17 protein-coding genes are annotated in these 20,176 nt (G+C 45.7%); 6 read left to right on the forward strand and 11 right to left on the reverse strand.

Annotated features, from left to right (window positions below; all coding sequences use genetic code 11):
• Positions 1–31: 31 nt before the first annotated feature.
• The 3 genes from AC5YBX_RS08880 to AC5YBX_RS08890 all read left to right on the forward strand — a co-directional run bounded on the left by AC5YBX_RS08880 (position 32) and on the right by AC5YBX_RS08890 (position 4,740).
• A complete protein-coding gene (locus AC5YBX_RS08880) occupies positions 32–1,549 on the forward strand; it encodes a fumarate hydratase (RefSeq protein ID WP_494519136.1) in 1,518 nt (505 codons plus the stop codon).
• Between the two features lie 266 nt (positions 1,550–1,815).
• On the forward strand, positions 1,816–3,864 hold the full coding sequence (locus tag AC5YBX_RS08885; RefSeq protein WP_494519135.1) for a dipeptidyl-peptidase 5: 2,049 nt from the start codon (positions 1,816–1,818) through the stop codon (positions 3,862–3,864).
• Positions 3,865–4,008: 144 nt separating this feature from the next.
• Complete coding sequence (locus tag AC5YBX_RS08890) at positions 4,009–4,740, forward strand: hypothetical protein (RefSeq protein ID WP_494524774.1); 732 nt, start codon at positions 4,009–4,011, stop codon at positions 4,738–4,740.
• A gap of 201 nt (positions 4,741–4,941) precedes the next feature.
• Here the strand turns inward: AC5YBX_RS08890 and AC5YBX_RS08895 are convergent, their stop codons facing one another.
• Together AC5YBX_RS08895 and adhE are read right to left on the reverse strand one after the other, a co-directional pair.
• Positions 4,942–5,595, reverse strand: coding sequence for a 2OG-Fe(II) oxygenase (locus AC5YBX_RS08895; RefSeq protein WP_494519133.1), 654 nt, complete (start codon positions 5,593–5,595; stop codon positions 4,942–4,944).
• 184 nt (positions 5,596–5,779) lie between these two features.
• Positions 5,780–8,380, reverse strand: a complete 2,601-nt coding sequence (gene adhE / locus AC5YBX_RS08900) for a bifunctional acetaldehyde-CoA/alcohol dehydrogenase (protein WP_494519132.1) — start codon at positions 8,378–8,380, stop codon at positions 5,780–5,782.
• Between the two features lie 565 nt (positions 8,381–8,945).
• Between adhE and AC5YBX_RS08905 the strand changes: the two genes are divergently transcribed.
• Positions 8,946–9,578: a YchE family NAAT transporter gene (locus AC5YBX_RS08905; RefSeq protein WP_475516829.1), complete on the forward strand. Its 633-nt coding sequence runs from the start codon at positions 8,946–8,948 to the stop codon at positions 9,576–9,578.
• 188 nt (positions 9,579–9,766) lie between these two features.
• Here AC5YBX_RS08905 and AC5YBX_RS08910 read toward each other — a convergent pair whose 3' ends face one another.
• From AC5YBX_RS08910 to AC5YBX_RS08950, 9 genes are all read right to left on the reverse strand, one after another.
• Positions 9,767–11,092 (reverse strand): anti-phage deoxyguanosine triphosphatase, encoded by a 1,326-nt coding sequence (locus AC5YBX_RS08910; protein ID WP_494524775.1) that lies wholly within the window; start codon positions 11,090–11,092, stop codon positions 9,767–9,769.
• A gap of 46 nt (positions 11,093–11,138) precedes the next feature.
• Positions 11,139–11,726, reverse strand: coding sequence for a 5'-deoxynucleotidase (yfbR, locus tag AC5YBX_RS08915; RefSeq protein WP_110457910.1), 588 nt, complete (start codon positions 11,724–11,726; stop codon positions 11,139–11,141).
• Positions 11,727–11,929: 203 nt separating this feature from the next.
• Positions 11,930–13,144: a pyridoxal phosphate-dependent aminotransferase gene (locus AC5YBX_RS08920; RefSeq protein ID WP_475516831.1), complete on the reverse strand. Its 1,215-nt coding sequence runs from the start codon at positions 13,142–13,144 to the stop codon at positions 11,930–11,932.
• A gap of 273 nt (positions 13,145–13,417) precedes the next feature.
• Positions 13,418–13,978 carry an elongation factor P gene (gene efp, locus AC5YBX_RS08925; RefSeq protein WP_110457908.1) on the reverse strand — a complete coding sequence of 187 codons (561 nt, stop codon included), beginning with the start codon at positions 13,976–13,978 and terminating at the stop codon, positions 13,418–13,420.
• Positions 13,979–14,022: 44 nt separating this feature from the next.
• Complete coding sequence (gene earP, locus AC5YBX_RS08930) at positions 14,023–15,198, reverse strand: elongation factor P maturation arginine rhamnosyltransferase EarP (RefSeq protein WP_494524776.1); 1,176 nt, start codon at positions 15,196–15,198, stop codon at positions 14,023–14,025.
• A 161-nt stretch (positions 15,199–15,359) separates the two neighbouring features.
• Positions 15,360–15,887, reverse strand: a complete 528-nt coding sequence (fldA, locus tag AC5YBX_RS08935; RefSeq protein WP_494519129.1) for a flavodoxin FldA — start codon at positions 15,885–15,887, stop codon at positions 15,360–15,362.
• Between the two features lie 52 nt (positions 15,888–15,939).
• Positions 15,940–16,212, reverse strand: coding sequence for a LexA regulated protein (gene ybfE, locus AC5YBX_RS08940; RefSeq protein ID WP_110457905.1), 273 nt, complete (start codon positions 16,210–16,212; stop codon positions 15,940–15,942).
• Positions 16,213–16,224: 12 nt separating this feature from the next.
• Positions 16,225–16,446 (reverse strand): DUF2788 domain-containing protein, encoded by a 222-nt coding sequence (locus AC5YBX_RS08945; protein WP_475516834.1) that lies wholly within the window; start codon positions 16,444–16,446, stop codon positions 16,225–16,227.
• A 147-nt stretch (positions 16,447–16,593) separates the two neighbouring features.
• Positions 16,594–17,376, reverse strand: coding sequence for an alpha/beta fold hydrolase (locus AC5YBX_RS08950; RefSeq protein ID WP_494524777.1), 783 nt, complete (start codon positions 17,374–17,376; stop codon positions 16,594–16,596).
• A 276-nt stretch (positions 17,377–17,652) separates the two neighbouring features.
• Between AC5YBX_RS08950 and seqA the strand changes: the two genes are divergently transcribed.
• Both seqA and pgm read left to right on the forward strand, forming a co-directional pair.
• Entirely contained in the window at positions 17,653–18,243 is a 591-nt protein-coding gene (gene seqA, locus AC5YBX_RS08955) for a replication initiation negative regulator SeqA (RefSeq protein WP_494519127.1), read from the forward strand.
• Positions 18,244–18,405: 162 nt separating this feature from the next.
• Entirely contained in the window at positions 18,406–20,073 is a 1,668-nt protein-coding gene (gene pgm / locus AC5YBX_RS08960; protein ID WP_494519126.1) for a phosphoglucomutase (alpha-D-glucose-1,6-bisphosphate-dependent), read from the forward strand.
• Positions 20,074–20,176 lie beyond the last annotated feature (103 nt).

Below are 20,176 nucleotides of genomic sequence, written 5' to 3' on the forward strand. Positions count from 1 at the left end.
AAATAACTAAACTGCAACCAAGGAAACGTCTGTGAGTATAGAACAGCCCATTATTAAGCAAGCGGATCTTATCGAAAGCATCGCCGATGCATTGCAATATATCTCTTATTACCACCCAAAAGACTTTGTCGATGCCATGGCCGAAGCTTATGACAGAGAAGAGAGTGCGGCGGCTAAAGATGCGATCGCTCAGATTTTGATTAACTCTCGTATGTCAGCCGAAGGCAAACGTCCACTATGTCAAGATACGGGTATCGTCACCTGTTTTGTTAAAGTGGGCATGGGCGTTCAGTGGGACAAGACCGACATGACAGTGCAGCAGATGGTCGATGAGGGCGTTCGCCGTGCTTACACCAATCCTGACAATCCACTGCGTGCCTCGATAGTGGCCGATCCTGCTGGCAGCCGTAAAAATACCCGTGATAACACACCGTCGGTTGTGCATATCGATATGGTACCTGGCAATCATGTTGAAGTGGCCATTGCCGCTAAAGGCGGTGGATCGGAAAACAAATCTAAGATGGTGATGTTAAACCCATCGGATGATATTGCCGCATGGGTCGAAAAAACCTTACCGACCATGGGCGCTGGCTGGTGTCCACCGGGCATGCTTGGCATAGGCATTGGCGGCACCGCCGAGAAAGCCGCTGTGATGGCCAAAGAATCATTAATGGATCCGGTTGATATTCACGAGTTGCAAGCGCGCGGCGCAGAAACCACTGAAGAAAAGCTGCGTCTGGAGATCTTCGAGCGTGCTAACAAGTTAGGCATCGGCGCGCAGGGGCTCGGCGGGTTAACCACAGTGCTCGACATTAAAATTAAATCGGCGCCAACCCATGCGGCATCAAAACCTGTGGTGATGATCCCAAACTGCGCCGCCACGCGCCACGTGCACTTTCATTTAGATGGCACTGGCCCTGCAGAGCTCACGCCGCCATCACTTGCCGATTGGCCAGAGATCACCCGTGAAGCGGGCGAAGATGTGCGCCGTGTCAACCTTGATACCGTCACCCAAGCCGATATTGAGCAGTGGAAGAGCGGTGATGTGCTATTACTCAACGGTAAAATGCTTACCGGCCGCGATGCGGCGCATAAGCGCATTCAAACATTGATAGAAAGTGGCGAAGGCTTGCCAGAAGGCGTCGACTTTACCGGTAAATTTATCTATTACGTTGGCCCAGTAGATCCTGTTGGCAACGAAGTGGTTGGCCCAGCAGGACCCACAACCGCAACCCGTATGGATAAATTCACCGATCTTATGCTCGATAAAACCGGGCTTATGGGCATGATAGGTAAAGCTGAGCGTGGACCTGCAACCGTTGAGTCGATTAAGAAGCATAAAGCCGTTTATTTAATGGCGGTTGGCGGCGCAGCATATTTAGTATCCAAAGCGATTAAGAAGTCACGGATCGTGGCATTTGAAGATTTAGGTATGGAAGCTATCTATGAATTTGATGTGCAAGATATGCCTGTCACTGTCGCCGTGGACAGTGATGGTGTGAATGCCCACGAAACGGGCCCGGCAATGTGGAAAGTCAAGCTGAGTTAATACCGCTTAACAGTTTACTCGCATCTGAATTAATCAGTCTGCCAGTGTGCTAGTTTTTAGCGGCACTTATTAACCAAAGTTAAGCGCATAAGTACACATTCGCTATAGGCGTGAGTCACTTGTGTTGGTTACTTGTGTTAACCAAGTAAATAAAAATGGGGGATAGGCAACTTGCCTAATCCCCCATTTTTGTTTAGTGTGCTTGCGCATATACATTCTCGGGTCGGGTTTATTCCGGCGTTCATTTGAAAAAGATGATAATAACAATGAAAAAAACTGCACTCATATTAGCCTTGGCAACTGCCGGCATGACATTTGGCGCGAATGCTGTGTCACCAGAGCCTTTTACGGTTCAACACCTAGTAAAAATGAATAAGCTGCATTCGACTGCGCTGTCTAATGATGGCGCTAAAATCGTTTATGCTGTTAAAAAAGTTGATGACAAGGGTGAGGCACAATCAGATCTCTACATTCAATCGTTAGACGGCTCTCAGCCTGTAAAACAGCTGACCTCGGCGCCAGGTACAGAGCACAGCGTTGCTTTTAGTCACGATGATAAAAAAATCTATTTCCTAGCCGCCCGTGATGGCAGTTCACAGTTATATGAGCTGGCGCTTGATGGTGGTGAAGCCAAACAGATTTCTACGTTACCGCTGGATATTGAAGGCTTTAAGCTGTCACAAGATGGCGCGCAAGTGGTACTCAATATGCGCGTATTTCCACAATGTGAACAGTTAAGTTGCACGGCTGATAAGTTGGCCGCCGAGGCTGAACGCAGCTCAACAGGGCGTGAGTATAAACAGTTGATGGTGCGTCATTGGGATACTTGGGGCGACCATACCCGTAGCCACCTATTTGTGGCTAAACTCGATGGCAAGCCCATTACGGCGCCTATCGATGTGACTCAAGGCTTAGACACTGAAACGCCACCTAAACCTTTTTCAGGTATGGAAGAGGTGACTTTTACCCCAGACGGTAAATATGTGGTTTATAGCGCTAAAGCCCCTAGCTCATCGCAAGCATGGCAAACCAACTACGATTTATGGCAAGTGCCTGTGACTGGCGGTGAGGCGAGAAACCTGACCGAGGCTAATAAAGCTTGGGATGCACAGCCGACCTTCTCGGCCGATGGCCGTTATATGGCTTACTTAGCCATGAGCAAACCGGGTTTTGAAGCCGACCGCTACCGCATCATGTTGCGCGATACGGTGACCAATCAAGAGAAAGAGGTCGCGCCGCTGTGGGATCGTAGCCCCAGCTCATTAATCTTTGCACCAGACAATCGCACCCTGTATGTGACGGCACAGGATGTGGGGCAGGTGAGTATTTTTGAGGTCAATACTCAGTTTGGCGACGTTAAGACTATCTACAACGAAGGCAGCAACAGTGTGGTTGGCGTGACTCCAGAGCGCATCGTCTTTAATCACAAAAGCTTAGTTGAGCCGGGCGATCTTTATACTGTGACGCTTGACGGTCAGCAACTTAACCGACTCACACAGGTTAACGAGGCTAAGCTCTCGCAAATTAAATTTGGTGAATATGAGCAGTTCAGTTTTAAAGGCTGGAACAATGAAGATGTTTACGGTTACTGGATAAAACCGACTAATTACAAAGCGGGAACACAATATCCAATCGCCTTTTTAGTGCATGGTGGTCCACAAGGCTCATTCGGTAACTCTTTTAGCAGCCGCTGGAATGCACAGCTTTGGGCGGGAGCAGGTTATGGCGTGGTGATGATCGATTTCCACGGCTCTACTGGTTATGGGCAAGCCTTTACCGACTCAATCACACAGGATTGGGGCGGCAAACCGTTAGAAGATCTGCAAAAAGGACTCGCGGCGGTCACCCAGCAGCAACCTTGGTTAGACGCTGACAAGGCTTGTGCACTTGGCGGCTCTTACGGTGGCTACATGATGAACTGGATCCAAGGCAACTGGAATGACGGTTTTAAGTGTCTCGTTAACCACGCGGGCTTATTTGATATGCGCTCTATGTACTATGTGACAGAAGAGTTATGGTTCCCTGAATATGAATTCGGTGGCCCTTATCAAGACAATAAAGAGCTGTATGAGAAGTTTAATCCGGTGAACTATGTCGATAACTGGCAGACACCTATGTTAGTTATTCACGGTGAAAAAGATTTCCGTGTCCCTTATGGGCAAGGTTTGGCGGCATTTAGTTTTATGCAGCGTAAAGGGATCCCGTCAGAACTACTGATTTACCCAGATGAAAATCACTGGATCTTAAACCCTGACAACTTAGAGCAATGGTACGCTAATGTGTTAGGTTGGATGGATCGCTGGACCCAAAAGTAACCTTTTGAGCCCCTATCATAAAAAGCCAGAACAAGTGTTCTGGCTTTTTTGTGAACAATAAAATCCAAGTTTCAAATTTAATATTGTTGGGTTCTGCTAAGCTAATAAGGTTTGTTACATAAGACTTTATAAGGATATAAATCAATGTGTAAATTTTCTATCTCAACTTTTACGTTAGCACTGTCTGCATTTTTCTTAGTCGCGTGTGGTGATTCAGGATCTGAAAGTGATAACTCATCCGCTTTATTACAAAGAGTAATGATGCCAACTGGTGTTTGGCAAGGAACATCTCTTTACCAAATGGATGGATCTATATATACGGTTGTTGGGCTTATTGCTCCTAATGGTGAAGCTAGGCTGATTGCTGATAGTGGTGAGCAGGTGAAAGGTAAACTAAACCTCTATGGACAAACTTTCAGCGGTAATATGGTGTCTTATAGCTATAGTGGTTCGCTTCTATATCGTGGCAGCTTTAGTGGGTCTTATACTCAGGATACTATTAACGCTGAAACTATCATTAATGGGAATGTCACCAGTAAAGTTAGCTTAAATCTTGATCCAAGCACTCACTTAGGTGCAAGTTTGGAGAGGGTTGCAGGGACATTCGTAACAGCAGATCAGCAAACCAGTATCGGTATTGATAAAGGCGGTGCTATTTCTGGGAGTGATACGCGAGGATGTATTTATATAGGCTCTATTCAAGCTCCAGATACGAATATCAATGTATATAGCATCTCACTTGGTGTCAGCAATTGTGGAGAGTTTAACGGTAATTACAGCGGTTTGGGCACGGTGCAACGTATTGATGATATCACGGCTCTTATTTTTCAAGTCGATAATGGTAGTTACTCTATAACTAATTATATTTATAAGTAATTATTTAAAATAAAACCAACAGAAGATGGTGTTAATCGGTTGTTCACTCATTGCAGTTTGTCGAATACTTACCCTGCATATGCAAAAAGGTAGCATTAACTAATGCTACCTTTTTGCGTTAAAGTGCCGAACTTACTATAACCTTGTGAGCCCACGAGCAATGTTGGCTTCTCACCTTTGCGATTGAGCATAATGCCAACATCAATCTAACGGTATACCTTCATTAATACGATACCAACCGGTGAGGCTGTAGCGGTCTTTATGCGACAGCAGTACTTCATGGGGAAAACGTTCACTTAAAAAAATCACCATGGTGCCAAAGCGCGGTTCAACAGTCTCAAAAGGGCTGGTCTCATCGGCTTGATACATCAATAATTCGCCGCCATCCCCCGATTGCCAGTTGGGGTTCAGATAGAGAATGGACGTCAGTTTGCGGTTTGATTGGCCTTTAAAGGCATCCACGTGACGCTTATAAAATGCGCCCGGTTCATAATAGGCAAACATGGTTTCGTAATCGAACAAGCCTAAGAAAAAATAGCGATTCACCGCTTGGCGCAGTTGCTCTGACCAATCGAAATAGGTTGAGGCGAAGCTCATGGACTTATTTAACCAGCAGATTTTATCGCCGCGGATGGTGTCTATCACCTGTTGTGTGTTATGGCGACCAATTGCCGCAGGTTTAAACGCACTGGTGTCTAATTGGGTTAAATTGTCTAATAAGGCGTTGAGTACTGCCAAGGGAAATAGGTTTGGCAACACGACATAGCCTTTACTGGCGATGCTATCGCAGATATCGTCAAAAATATCTGGGGTCAGTTGCATGTTGGTTTGTGAGTTCAATAATTTAAGTTTCATATGACGCGGTAAGGCGTTATAGACTAATTACGCTTATTTACCTATTGAATAATTTCTATAGTGTAGACAAAAAATTTTAATCAGTAGGTGTCATATAAAAAAGGCGCCCAGCAAGGGCGCCTAATGGCTAAATAAAAATCGCGTGCCGTGCATTAAATGAAGTTAACGTGCTTGGCTTGTTACGTTAGCTATCTTGATAGTCTTTGCCGTAAAAGCTCGCGATAAATAATTGCTTGATTTCACTAATCAATGGGTATCTTGGGTTCGCTCCCGTGCATTGGTCGTCAAATGCGGCTTCGGCGAGTTCGTCAAGTTTAGCTAAGAAGTCGGCTTCGTTGACGCCCGCTGCTTGGATAGAATCAGGAATGCCAATCGTCTTCTTGAGTTGACTGATTTTCTCGAGCAAAGCTTCCACTTTTTGTGCATCGCTATCACCGGTTAATTTGAGATGTTCAGCCACCTTGGCATAGCGGCAAAGGGCCTTAGGACGATCGTACTGACTAAATGCGGCTTGCTTGGTGGGCAAGTCGGTAGCGTTAAACCGAATCACGTTGCTTATCAGCAGTGCATTGGCTAATCCATGGGCTAAGTGAAATTCAGCGCCTAATTTGTGGGCCATCGAGTGACACACCCCTAAGAAAGCATTAGCAAAGGCGATACCCGCAATGGTCGCGCCGTTATGCACTTTTTCACGTGCGATTGGTGCGCTCGCGCCTAAAGTATAGGCATCGGGAAGATGTTCAAACAGCAGCTCTAACGCTTGAAGTGCCTGACCGTCGCTATATTCATTCGCCATCACGCTGACATAGGCTTCCAATGCATGGGTGATGGCATCGATACCACCAAAGGCGGTTAACGATTTTGGCATATCCATCACTAAATTGGGATCCACTATGGCCATATTTGGGGTAAGTTGATAATCGGCTATGGGGTATTTCATGCCGGTTTTCTCATCGGTCACGACCGCAAATGGGGTCACTTCCGATCCTGTCCCTGAGGTCGTAGGGACTGCGACCATTATCGCCTTTTTGCCTAATTTCGGGAATTTATAGATACGCTTACGAATATCCATAAAGCGCAGCGCAAGATCGGCAAAATCCACATCTGGATGCTCATACATGACCCAGATAATTTTAGCCGCGTCCATAGGCGAGCCACCGCCCAGAGCGATAATGACATCGGGCTGAAAACTCTGCGCCATCTTGGCGCCTTGCTCCACAATCGCCAAAGTCGGATCGGCTTCGACATCATAAAACACATCGGTTTCAAGCCCTTGGGCTTTAAGGATCTTAATGGTTTCATCGCAGTAGCCATGATTAAATAGATACTTATCTGTGATGATTAAGGCGCGTTTCTTATCGCTGAGTTCTTCAAGGGCAATCGGTAAACTGCCACGACGGAAATAGATAGAAGAGGGGAGTTTATGCCACAACATATTTTCAGCTCGCTTAGCCACGGTTTTTTTATTGATCAGGTGACTTGGGCCGACGTTCTCTGAAATGGAATTGCCTCCCCATGAGCCACAACCTAAGGTCAATGATGGCGCTAATTTGAAGTTATACAGGTCGCCAATTCCGCCTTGTGATGCCGGGGTGTTGATTAAGATCCGCGCCGTTTTCATTCTAAAACCAAAGGCTTTTACTCGCTCATCTTGAGTATCTTGATCTGTATACAGCCCCGAAGTATGGCCGATGCCGCCCAACGTCACTAAGGCTTCAGCCTTATCCATCGCTTGATTAAAATCATCGGCGCGATACATGGCCAGTAAAGGAGAGAGTTTTTCGTGCGCAAAGGCTTCTAATGCCGAGATATCGCTGACTTCGCCAATCAACACCTTAGTCGATGCTGGCACCTTAATGTTGGCCATGGCTGCGATAGTTGCCGCACTTTGGCCGACGATATCGGCATTGAGCGCGCCATTGTTAAGGATAACCTTTTGCATCGCTTTAGTTTCTTTGGCAGACAAGATATATCCGCCATGGCTAGCAAAGCGCTGTTTGACACTGTCATAAATGGCATCGACGACAATGACAGCTTGCTCGGATGCACATACCACACCGTTATCAAAGGTTTTTGACATTAATATTGAGCTAACGGCGCGTTTTATATCGGCGGTTTCGTCGATCACAATGGGGGTATTACCTGCACCGACACCGATAGCGGGTTTACCCGAAGAGTAGGCGGCTTTCACCATACCAGGGCCACCCGTGGCGAGAATAAGGTTGATCTTATCGTGAGTCATTAGCTGATTTGACAAGGCGACACTGGGCTCATCAACCCAGCCAATAATATCGGCAGGGGCACCTGCAGCAATGGCGGCATCCAATACAATTTTTGCAGCCTTTATGGTGGAGGCTTTAGCGCGTGGATGGGGCGAAAATATGATGCCGTTACGGGTTTTAAGGCTAATTAAGGCTTTAAAAATCGCGGTTGACGTTGGGTTTGTGGTGGGCACAACAGCGCAAATTAAGCCCACGGGCTCGGCTATGGTGATGGTACCAAAGGTTGGGTCTTCGGCTAGGATGCCGCAAGTTTTATCATCTTTATATTTATTGTAAATATATTCAGAAGCAAAGTGATTTTTGATCACCTTATCTTCTAGCACTCCCATCGCCGTTTCTGTCACGGCCATTTTGGCTAAGCTGATCCGCGCATCGGCAGCAGCAAGTGCCGCAGCGCGAAAGATATGATCGACCTGTTGCTGACTATAGTTGGCATATTGGGCTTGGGCCTTAGCGACCCTTGCCACCAGTAAGTTAAGTTCCTGTTGATTGTTGACCGTCATAGTGGGTTCCTTAAGAAAATTTAGCAAAAATGTATTTTTGCTAAAGCCTCTTTGTGAATAAAAATTACAGTAATAAGCTTATAAACACAGTGATCATCGCCACAATTAAGCTATTTTCGTAATAAAATAACAACATTAGTACCTGCTTGAGCAATGGACGTTAAATCGGCACCATAAAAATCATCGACTCAAGCCCTGACTAACCAGGTATGCGTAAGGTGAAGAGCTTAAGTGTGTAAAGATAAGCATCCCAGTTAAAGTGGACGTTAAGCGCCAGACATAGCATTAGGTAAAATGATGAGCTTGCAATAATATCAAGGATATAGCTTCACTATCTTGGCTAGCGATATGTACTATTTACGACTACATTAGAGTGACGCTTGCTTATCGATATGTGCCGGCAGCTTATATAAGGGGTTATCAAAGCCAAAAAATCGCGTTATTTTGATAAAGATGTGAAACACGTTAGAAAATCTCATTTGGCAAATCTGACGGATCATGTACAGTAGCGCCTTTTCTACCAGCAACCTTTTTAACCTAGTTAAAAGTCACTGAGGACATGGCATTGGATTTAACACTTTATGTTAAATTTTTTCTTGGTTTAGTCGCGATTATCAATCCGATTGGCCTGTTACCGGTTTTCGTTAGCTTAACCAGTCATCAGACTGAAGCTGAGCGCAATCATACGGGCAAAGTGGCTAATTTTGCCGTGGTGGTGATTTTATTAGTCACTATCGTTGCCGGGCAACATATCTTAAATATGTTCAGTATTTCACTGTCTGCCTTTAGGATAGCCGGCGGATCACTAATCGCCTTAATTGCCATGTCGATGTTACAAGGTAAATTGGGTGAAGTTAAACGCAACCAAGAAGAAGATCGCGAGGCTTCGGGCATGGAGTCGGTTGCGGTTGTGCCGCTAGCCTTGCCTTTGATGGCAGGTCCTGGTGCGATTAGCTCGGTGATTGTCACTTCGGCGCGATACGATAGCATCATGGTGCACATCGGCATGGGGATCACTGTGATTATCTTTGGTCTGGTCAGTTTTGCTTTATTTAGAATGGCGCCAGTTATTTTTAAAGTCTTAGGTAAAACAGGGATTAACGTCATCACCCGTTTGATGGGTCTATTAATGCTGTCTATCGGTATTGAAGTGATTGCCGCGGGTTTTAAAGGCTTATTTCCCTCTTTAATGGGCTAATGGAATAAGCTTTAGCCATGACTCTAGTCTTGTTTGTACTGCTCACTCATTAAAATATCTTATGCAGTGACGTCATCGTTGAGTGACTATCCCTCGCTAATGGTTCTATTCAATAATAAAAAACGCGCATCGGCGCGTTTTTTATTGAGTAGAGAATGCATAGTGAGTAGATAAATGACACTAAGCCGTTACTGTAAATCGATAAGCGAGCCTGCACGAGCACTAAACAGATGCTGATGCAGCCTTGCGGCAAATTCATCTGTCATACCAGAGATATAATCGGCGATGACGCGATGTGCATTGCCGTTATTATCATAGGTGGTTTGCCAACGCTCTTGGGTATTGAGCGGCAGCAGGCGTTGGGGATCCGAGGCGAAGGCTTCAAATAACTCCATCACAATTTGCTGACCCTTGTATTCTAACATCTGAATTTCTGGTTTACGGATCACCCGTCGGTAGACAAACTGCTTGAGTATATCCAGCGCGTGCTGAAATGCAGGCTCTAATACTGCGTTATAACGCAGCAAAGGCTCACTAAAGTGTGAGTTGTCATTAATCTCAATGGCAGTGACAAAGCCGTTGACCAGGGTACCGATAGCATCTTTACGTAGATGGTGTTCACTGGCAAACAACTTAGTGCCAATATTAACAAACTCTTGCCTTATCCAGCTGTCATCACTTGCAGCGAGTTTATCGGCCACATCCTCTTGCCACATGGCTTGAGTCACAATGCCCATCACGATGGCATCTTCAAGATCATGGATAGCATAAGCGGTATCATCGGCCAGCTCCATGATGGAACAGTCGAGTGACTTGTATAAGGTGCGTTTGTGCTGATTAGGATCTAAGGTGGTATTAGAGACAAACAGCGCGGCATCATTATTTGATAATGGCGCGAGCACCCAATCTAAAATGGGCTTATCTTCGTCGAAAATACCCTTAACAGGCTGCCATTGTGACGGTTTGAGTTGCCGATAACTGCTCACAGTCGGTTTGGGCAGTGACTGATACAGTTGGCCATGACAGGCAGGGTACTTCAATACTCCCAGTAATGTGCGCCGACATAGGTTCATGCCGTAGTGCTCAGTGTAAGGCTCTAATGCGGTTAAAATGCGAAAAGTTTGGCCGTTACCCTCAAAACCGCCGTCGCTGCGCATTATATAGTTCAGCGCGACTTCACCACCGTGGCCAAATGGCGGATGGCCCAAATCATGCGCCAAGCACAAAGATTCTATCAGGCTCATAGAGTCGAGTAGCGAGAGTAGCTCAGGGTATTTTTGTTTTAGCTGGGCGCAGATCCCAGTGCCGATTTGCGACACTTCTAAAGAGTGCGTGAGTCGGGTTCGATAAAAATCATTCATGCCAACCCCCAATACCTGAGTCTTGGCTTGCAGACGCCTAAATGCCGCCGAATGCAATATACGGGCTCTATCGCGTTGATATGGGCTGCGGTGATCGTTACGGCGCTGTTTATCCTCGCCTAAACGTCGCTCATGCCAAAGGCCTGACATCATACTGGTTCCTTATTAAGCCGGTGTTATTCACGCTTTAGCGCAATCACTACAATAGGCGATTGATATCGTCTAGGTTCAGTTCAAAACTGGGAATATAAGTATCGATAAAATATTTCACAGCAGGGTCGTTATTTTGCGCAAGTGACTCAGATAAACGCCGTTTGGCTGTGTTAAACTCGTGATTACCCGCTCGTTGCTCTTCTAAACACTTGAGGTAAGCACATAAGGTGTCTGCCGACTTAACTATCTGTTTATATTGCTGGTCTATGTTGTCGCTTGTGAGTAGATCACGATAATCATCTTTAAAATCATCGGGCACCATCTCTAACAGTCGATGTTCAGCAATGGCTTCAATTTTTTTGTATTCAGCTTCAATTTCTTTATTGAAATACTTAACAGGTGTTGGTAAATCACCGGTTAATATTTCGCTGGCATCATGAAATATCGCCACGGTGGCGGCGCGATCTGGGCTTAAGTCTGTGGCAAATTTATTATTGCTGATAACGACCAAGGCATGTGCCACCATGGCAACCTGCAACGAGTGCTCCTGCACGTTCTCTGAACGGACGTTATACATCAGCGGCCAACGCTGTATTAATTTCATTCTGGCTAAATGGGCAAATAAATGGCTCATACTTCAATCTATTTTCTACGACTTGGATGATTACATTAACACACCCAATGGATTAAAACGTAGAGGGAAGGCGATAAAAAAAGCGATCACATTGATCGCTTTTTAAGTGATGGACTCAGCCAAGTAAGGTATTGTTTAGCATAGTCTATGCGCTTAGGCACCTCTCTTAGGCTTGTTAGAGTTATTAGCTGAGTATTGAGTGATTATTGGCGGTAGTTCGCTAAAAAATCACCCAGTTCAGTAATGGCTTTACTTAAATCTTCTTTGTGAGGCAAGAACACCACTCTGAGGTGATCGGGCTCGGGCCAATTGAAGGCGCTACCTTGTACCAGTAGAATTTTTTTCTCTCTCAGTAAATCTAATACCAAGCGTTCATCGTCGCGTAGATTAAACTTTTTCGCATCTAATTTTGCAAAGGCATACAGGGCACCGCGGGGCTTTTTACAGCTCACACCAGGGATCTGATTTAGCATTTCGTAACAGATGTCACGTTGCACAGCCAGTCGCCCTTGAGGCGCCACTAATTCGTTTATGCTTTGATAGCCCCCTAGCGCGGTCTGAATCGCATGCTGATTGGGTACGTTAGAGCATAAGCGCATCGAAGCGAGCATATCTAAGCCTTCAATATAGCTTTTCGCCGCTTTAAGGTTTCCCGATAACATCATCCAACCCACTCGAAAACCGGCAGCGCGATACGATTTTGACAAGCCATTGAAGGTCACTGTGAGGATATCATCAGAGAGAGTGGATGCTGGAATATGCACCGCGCCATCATATAAAATTTTGTCGTATATCTCATCGGCAAATAAAATGATGTCGTGCTGACGACACAACTCAATCACCTCGAGTAGCAAGGCTTTTGAATACACAGCGCCCGTTGGGTTGTTGGGATTAATTAACACTATGCCGCGGGTGCGATTAGTGATCTTAGCTTTGATATCATCAAGATCGGGAAACCAATCGGACTCTTCATCACAGCGATAATGCTGCGCCTTGCCGCCAGACAGATGCACCGCGGCGGTCCATAATGGGTAATCGGGTGAGGGCACTAACACTTCATCGTCGCTATTAAGCAAGCCTTGCATGGCCATAACAATCAGTTCCGACACGCCATTGCCTATGTAGATATCTTCGATGTCGACGCCGAATAAGCCTTGGCTTTGGTAATGTTGGACGATCGCTTTACGGGCTGAAAATAACCCTTTAGATTCGCTATAGCCTTGAGCACTGGGTAAATTGAGGATCACGTCGCGGACGATCTCTTCTGGGGCGTCGAAACCAAATGAGGCTGGGTTGCCGATATTAAGTTTTAAGATCCTATGACCTTCATCTTCAAGGCGACGAGCCTCTTTGTGTACCGGTCCTCTAATGTCATAACAGACGGTATCGAGTTTGTTGGACTTAATGATTGGGCGCATCTAAACCTCGTCAATGCTAACAGCGTATTAAAAATGTGGTACTAGCTTAAGTCTGCGAACAATAACGAAAAAATCACTGATTTGAAAGGGGCTAAAAGTAAAAAGACACGCAAAATTCAGCACACACTGCTGTTTATGCCATTCTTAAATAGATCATTTAGATGATTGTACTGGTTGGTGGTAAATCGCGGAGTTTTTATCTAGTTTGTGGCGAGCATATAATAAAAAAGCCAGCATATTATGCTGGCTTAATTGATACACGTTTAAATAAGATTAAGCGCGTTTTTTGAATTCGTTAGTACGAGTATCGATTTCAATTAAATCGCCAGTCTTAACGAAGTCAGCTACGCTCAGTGTCGCGCCGCCAGCGATAGTTGCAGGCTTCATCACTTTACCTGATGTGTCACCACGAGCAGAAGGCTCAGTGTAAGTCACTTCACGTACGATAGTCGTTGGTAGTTCAACAGAGATCGCTTTGCCTTCGTAGAAGGTCACTTGGCAAATATCTTCCATGCCGTCGACGATATAAGCTGCTGCGTCACCTAGGTTATCCGCTTCAACATCGTACTGGTTGTATTCAGAGTCCATGAATACATACATAGGATCAGCATAGTAAGAGTAGGTGCAATCTAGACGATCTAGAATGATATCGTCCATCTTGTCTTCACCTTTGAAGGTGGTTTCGGTTGTAGAATCTTGCAACACGTTCTTCAACTTCATCTTAACGATAGCCGCGTTACGGCCAGAACGAGTTGTTTCAGTTTTCTGCACAACCCATGGGCTGCCATCTAACATGATCACGTTACCAGGACGGATTTCATGAGCAGTTTTCATTTTACTTTTCCTATTTTAGGTTTTTCTATTTTCAACGCAGTATCTTAGCTATTTTTAACGAACTGAACTAGTCGCGAAGCAAGATCTGTGTCATTTAATGCGTCAATAGGCCATTGTTTTGCGTGTTGCATCATCGGCCTACTGGCTAAATTAAGTGTTTGCCACAGTTCAATCAATGTGGTGGTGTCGTCTTGATTGAAGGCCAAATTCAATGCTGCATAGCCCTTGGCTATTTCAGGGGGCAGATTATGACAATAAAGTTGCAAAAAGGCTCGTAATTTTATTAGGTGATAATCATCTTCTTGAGGATAAATGTGCCATATGAAGGGTTTTGCTGCCCATTGAGCCCGCAAAAACGAGTCTTCGCCGCGTACAATGTTGATGTCACAGCTCCATAACAAGCGATCGAAGCCCAATTGATCTGTCATTGGCAGGATATGTAGCGTTAGCTTACCTAATTCAAATTGCTGGCCAGCACGGGCGTTAGCCAATGCCGGTAGCGATTGACTGAGACTGTTTAAACTGCGACCAAGGGGGATAAGCGCATGGATCTTTTGCGCTGATGTTTGCCATAACTCGCATAAGCCATTGAGGCAGGGCGTCTCGTAGCTAAAGATACTCACCACAGTGTCTTGCGCTGCAATGCCGTTGAGTCCTAGCTGCTTAAACAAGTCCAGTTTGTTTTGTGGATCTGCCTGCCACTCATCTCTTTGTGTGAATAAGCTGCGTTCACAGATGAGTCCACCTGTTTTAGCGGTGAAGCCTGGGAAGTAGAAATACTTTTTTAAACCACTATGTTGCAGAGATGGCAGCCCATGACAGCCTTCGACCCAATCTTCTGCGCTTAAGTATTCAAGATTAAGCCAAACTGGCGGTCTTTGTTCGCTACTGCGATGGCAAGCTGTGATCGTATCAATCACTGCTTCGGGCAGCTCGCAGGCAAAGGCTTCAATCAAGACTGCGCCGCAGCGATACTCAAGATCCAAGGGGTGATGCCACTGCTTGATGGTGACGCCATTAAAAGATTGTATCGCCAGAGTTGGATCTAGACTGGGTAAAATATGCGAAAAACTGTGCAGATCATCGACCCACAAATTAATTTCAAGTTGATATTCTGCCGCCAATTGCTTAGCAAGGCGCCAAGTGACGCCGATGTCACCATAGTTATCGACTACAGCGCAAAAGATATCCCAATGTTGAGGTGTGCTATTGTTATCCATCTTACTGTTATCTTTGCTATCTTTGGTTATCTACAAGACTAGAAAAGTTGTCGGCTAGAATTGCAGCGGTTTCTAGCTGTTTCTATCTATAGTGATGTGCTAAAAAAAGCGGCCATAAGCCGCTTTTATATATCTGCAATCATCCTTACTAAAGCAGGAGATTAATCTTCTAGTTCAGCCAGACACATCTCTTCGTAGATCTGTTTAACCCAAGCATCAACTCGTTCTTCGGTTAATTCTGGTTGACGGTCTTCATCGATACCAAGACCCACAAAATGCTTGTCATCGGCTAAGCCTTTTGAAGCTTCAAAGTCATAGCTGTCGGTTGGCCAATGGCCAATTACTACAGCACCACGCGCTTCAACAATCTCGTTAACCATACCCATCGCATCAAGGAAATATTCGGCGTAGTCTTCTTGATCGCCACAACCAAAAATGGCCACCAGCTTACCATCGAAGTCAATTTGTTCTAATTCAGGGAAAAAATCATCCCAATCACATTGCGCTTCGCCGTAATACCAGGTGGGAATACCAAAAATGAGGAGATCGTAATCGGCGATCTGCTCTTTAGTACTCTTGGCGATATCTTTAACATCGACCATTTTTTTACCCAGTTTCTTCTGGATCATTTTGGCGACGGCTTCGGTGTTACCTGTGTCACTGCCGAAAAAAAGACCTACAGTTGCCATTGTCTTTCCTTTATCTAGTTCATTAATTTATTGATGCAAATTTGCAAAGTGTTCAGCGATCAACCTGCTGCTGCAAAATTGACTCGATTAACTGGCTGCGGCTGATGTTACTGGCCAATGCCTTTTCATTCAAGGCGTCATACAAATCTTGTGACACCTTTAACTCTATACGTTTTAAACCATTAGCCCTGTCGCGCTGTATTTGATTGCGCTTATTGACCTTTAACTGTTGCTCTCTGGATAACGGGTTGCTGCGAGGACGACCTCGACGTTTTTCAGTAGCAAACAGGTCTATCGTTGTTCTGTCAGATGATTCTTTTGCCATTGAAACTACATGTTAACCAATGCCTGAGCCTTCCCAGGACATCTGTATTAATCCTTTTGCTATAAATCCGGCGCAGCCGAGAAACAAAACCAGCCATACAATGTAACGGCCAAACTTGGGCACTTCACCCTGTTTAAGCACATCATGTATCGCCATACCTATAAAGAAAAATATCGCTGCAAAGAACAGGTTTAAACCTAAAGCCTCTATCTGTTCCATATACTGAGATAACATGACCGCGTTCCCTCAGGTTAAAAAAAGAGGCGCGAATATACCACAGTTAATGACGCGCTGCTATACGATTTATGCGACGTCATTTGAAAACTATCGCCGTAATGCTTGCCCTTAATCACAGCAGGTATGTGGTTAACCCCCTTATCATTAGTGATCATTTTGAGCTATAAATTCACTGACAATACGATTAAAAATGGCTGGTTTTTGTGCATGTAGCCAATGACCCGTCCCCGCGATGGTTTTAGCTTGAGTTGCGGGAAACTGATCAAGAAAGGCTTGGCGATGCTCGGCTAAAACATAGTCAGAATCTGCGCCGCGAATGCACAGGCTTGGCCCGCTATAAGGGGGGAAGTGGGAGGCGTCACTAAATGGCCAGCCGATAAGGTTGTCATAGCAGGCTTGTAGCCCTGCCAAATTCATCTTCCAACTAAATCCAACATCAGACTTTTGTAAGTTTTTCAGTAAAAACAGGGCGGTTGCTTCGTCTATGCCGGCATCAGTCAGTTGCACCAGCGCCTGGGCCCGATTGGTTAATTGGCTTACATCTAGGCTTGTTAAGCCGGCAAACACGCTCTGATGTCGAGGTTGATAGGTTACAGGAGCAATATCGGCGGCCGTCATACTCAGTACGCGATCTGGATAGCGCAGCGCGGTGGCCATGGCAATTTTACCGCCCATAGAATGACCAACAAAATGTGCCGCTTCAATGGACAACTCATCTAATAGATCAACCATCGCCTTAGCCAAACGGAGGTAATCCATCTGCTGCCAATGGGGGCTAAGGCCATGATTAGGCACATCAACGCGGATCACTTGATGATTAGTCAAGGCAGCGCCTAATGCTTTGAGGTTATCGAGATTACCAAACAGACCATGGATCAGGACAACTGGCGACCCTTGGCCTGTGACGACGTAATTGACAGTAGACATAAGTGTGCGGTGTTGAAAATTTGCGCCAAATTGTGCCTGTAAACGGGGCTAAATAACAGTGCTATTCCGTTACACCGAGTTTGGCTGCATGGTTTTTAGGCTGTTGGGCCATAATTTGCGGTGCATTGGGCTATATGGATCAAATTTAACTACACAGCTCTTTATTCCATAAGGGCAGATAGCATACACTTGGGAGGATCTGACAAATGAGTGTATGGATCGCTAAGTAAACAATAATAATGAGTTAATTTTCACTGTCTAAGGAAGATTTTGGTCATGAAATATATTGAGATTGATGAAGAGTTGTATCGCCATATCGCAAGTAAAACTGAGCGCATAGGGGAGAGTGCTTCTGAGATCCTCCGTCGACTATTGGGCCTAGATATTGAAGGTGTAGATGTGGAGGCCGTGACGACACTGCCGCCAGAAAAAATCAGCCACCCAAGCATGGATAGACAGCAAGAGCACGTCACATCAACCACGATGAATCATGAGACTGCTTCTGTTGCCGTTGCGACGACATCGTTACCTAACTTAGTGAATAACTTGACCGATACCGAAGCCTTAGCGCAACAAAAAGGCGCGGTAGGTCGTTTCTTATTTAGTTTAGAAACCATTTATAAAGCAATGCCACAGCAATTTGATCAAGTATTGCAAATTCAAGGCCGCGACCGTCTCTATTTTGCGACCTCTAAAGCTTCATTGCTTAAAGCCAGTAAGTCAGCCAATCCGAAAGAGATTGGCCAAAGCGGTTTTTGGGTGACCACCAATAACAATACTGCTAAAAAGCGCACCATATTAAGTGAAGTGTTAACCCAGTTTGGGGTGGACGGCGAGCAGATTGAACAGATAGTCAGCCTTATTTAAGTGGTGCGACTTTAATTCGCCAATAGTTTGAGCGTACTGGCTTTATTGTTCAGTAATAAGTTCAGGCTATAAAAAGTGATTTATTCACTACATTGCCAGTACAAGCTTGGTACTTGCCTTGGCAAGGTATACTCCCTTAGTGTTCGAAAACAGGATTCAATTTTGGCGATAGATAAACGGGCAGGACTTGCAGCAACACAAATGGATTTGGTTAATATCCCTAAATTGATGAGCCATTATTATCGATTGTCTCCCGACGTCAACATTGACTCACAACGGGTTAGTTTTGGTACTTCAGGTCATCGTGGCTGCGCTTTTGCCAAGAGTTTTAATGAAAAGCATATTTTAGCCATAGTTCAAGCTGTGGTCGATTATCGTCAGCAAGCCGGGATCACAGGCCCCATGTTAGTTGGCATTGATACCCATGCGTTATCACAAGCCGCGTTTGTGACCACCTTAGAAGTGTTAAGCGGCAACGCGGTAACTGCGCGAGTGGCAGCCCATGATGAATTTACGCCAACGCCGGTGATCTCCCATGGGATTGTTCGGGCGAACCGCGCTAAATCAACACCTGGCGCGGCATTAACTGATGGCTTAATCATCACCCCATCACATAATCCGCCACAAGATGGCGGTATTAAATATAACCCTCCACATGGTGGTCCAGCAGAAGGTGAGATAACCGCCTGGATTGAAGCGCGCGCCAATCAGTATTTGGCTAAGCAGCTCGAGGGCGTTAAACGGCTTACCTATTCATTGGCGACCCACACCAGTTTGATTCAGCCTGTCGACTTTATGTCGGCCTATGTGGATACCCTTGACGATGTTATCGATATGCAGGCCATCAGCCGTGCAGGCGTGCGGATTGGCGTCGATCCTCTTGGGGGTTCTGGTATTCATTATTGGGACAAAATTGCTAAGCGCTATCAACTTGATATTACCTTAGTCAATGACAAGGTTGACCCCAGCTTTAGCTTTATGCCGTTAGATAAAGATGGCAAGATCCGTATGGACTGCTCATCGCCCTATGCCATGGCGGGATTGCTGGCGCATCAACATGAGTTTGATATCTGTGTAGGCAATGATCCCGATTATGATCGTCACGGTATTGTGTGCCCGAGCACCGGCTTAATGAACCCCAATCACTTCCTCGCGGTGGCAATCGAATATTTACTCACCCATCGCCCCAAGTGGGCTGACAGCTTAGCCATCGGCAAAACCTTGGTCTCCAGCGCGATGATCGATAAGGTATGCCTTGAGCAAGGTCGGCCATTGTGTGAAGTACCGGTGGGCTTTAAATGGTTTGTTGATGGCCTGAGTGAGGCCACATTGGCCTTTGGCGGTGAAGAGAGTGCTGGCGCGGCATTTTTGCAACGTGATGGCCGCACTTGGTGTAGCGATAAAGATGGTTTTATTATGGCCTTGCTGGCGGCAGAGATCGTAGCGGTAACGGGCCAGACGCCTGCGCAGCGTTATCAGAAGATGGTTGAGCGTCACGGCCAAAGTTTTTATCAGCGCATCGATTCGCCAGTAACTCCCAAACGTAAAGCCAAATTTAATCAATTAATCACCCAAAGTGTCACTTGTGAGTTATTGGGAAGTGATACTTTGGCGGGCGATGCCATTACCGCTATCTTAACCCATGCTCCGGGCAATCAGGCGCCAATTGGGGGGGTAAAGGTGGTGACGGCGAATGGCTGGTTTGCCGCGCGCCCCTCGGGTACCGAAGCCTTGTTTAAGCTCTATGGCGAGAGCTTTGTATCGGCCGAGCATCTTGAGCAGCTATTGGCACAGGCGCAGCAGATGATAGAATCCATGCTGTCGGCATAACGGCCATTGCTTAAGACGGTCACATAAAAGACGGTCAACATAAAAAAGCCAGCATCTCGCTGGCTTTTTTGTTGCGTCGTTAAACCGTCATCGACTTGCCTAA

This window comes from Shewanella sp. 492, assembly GCF_059338445.1.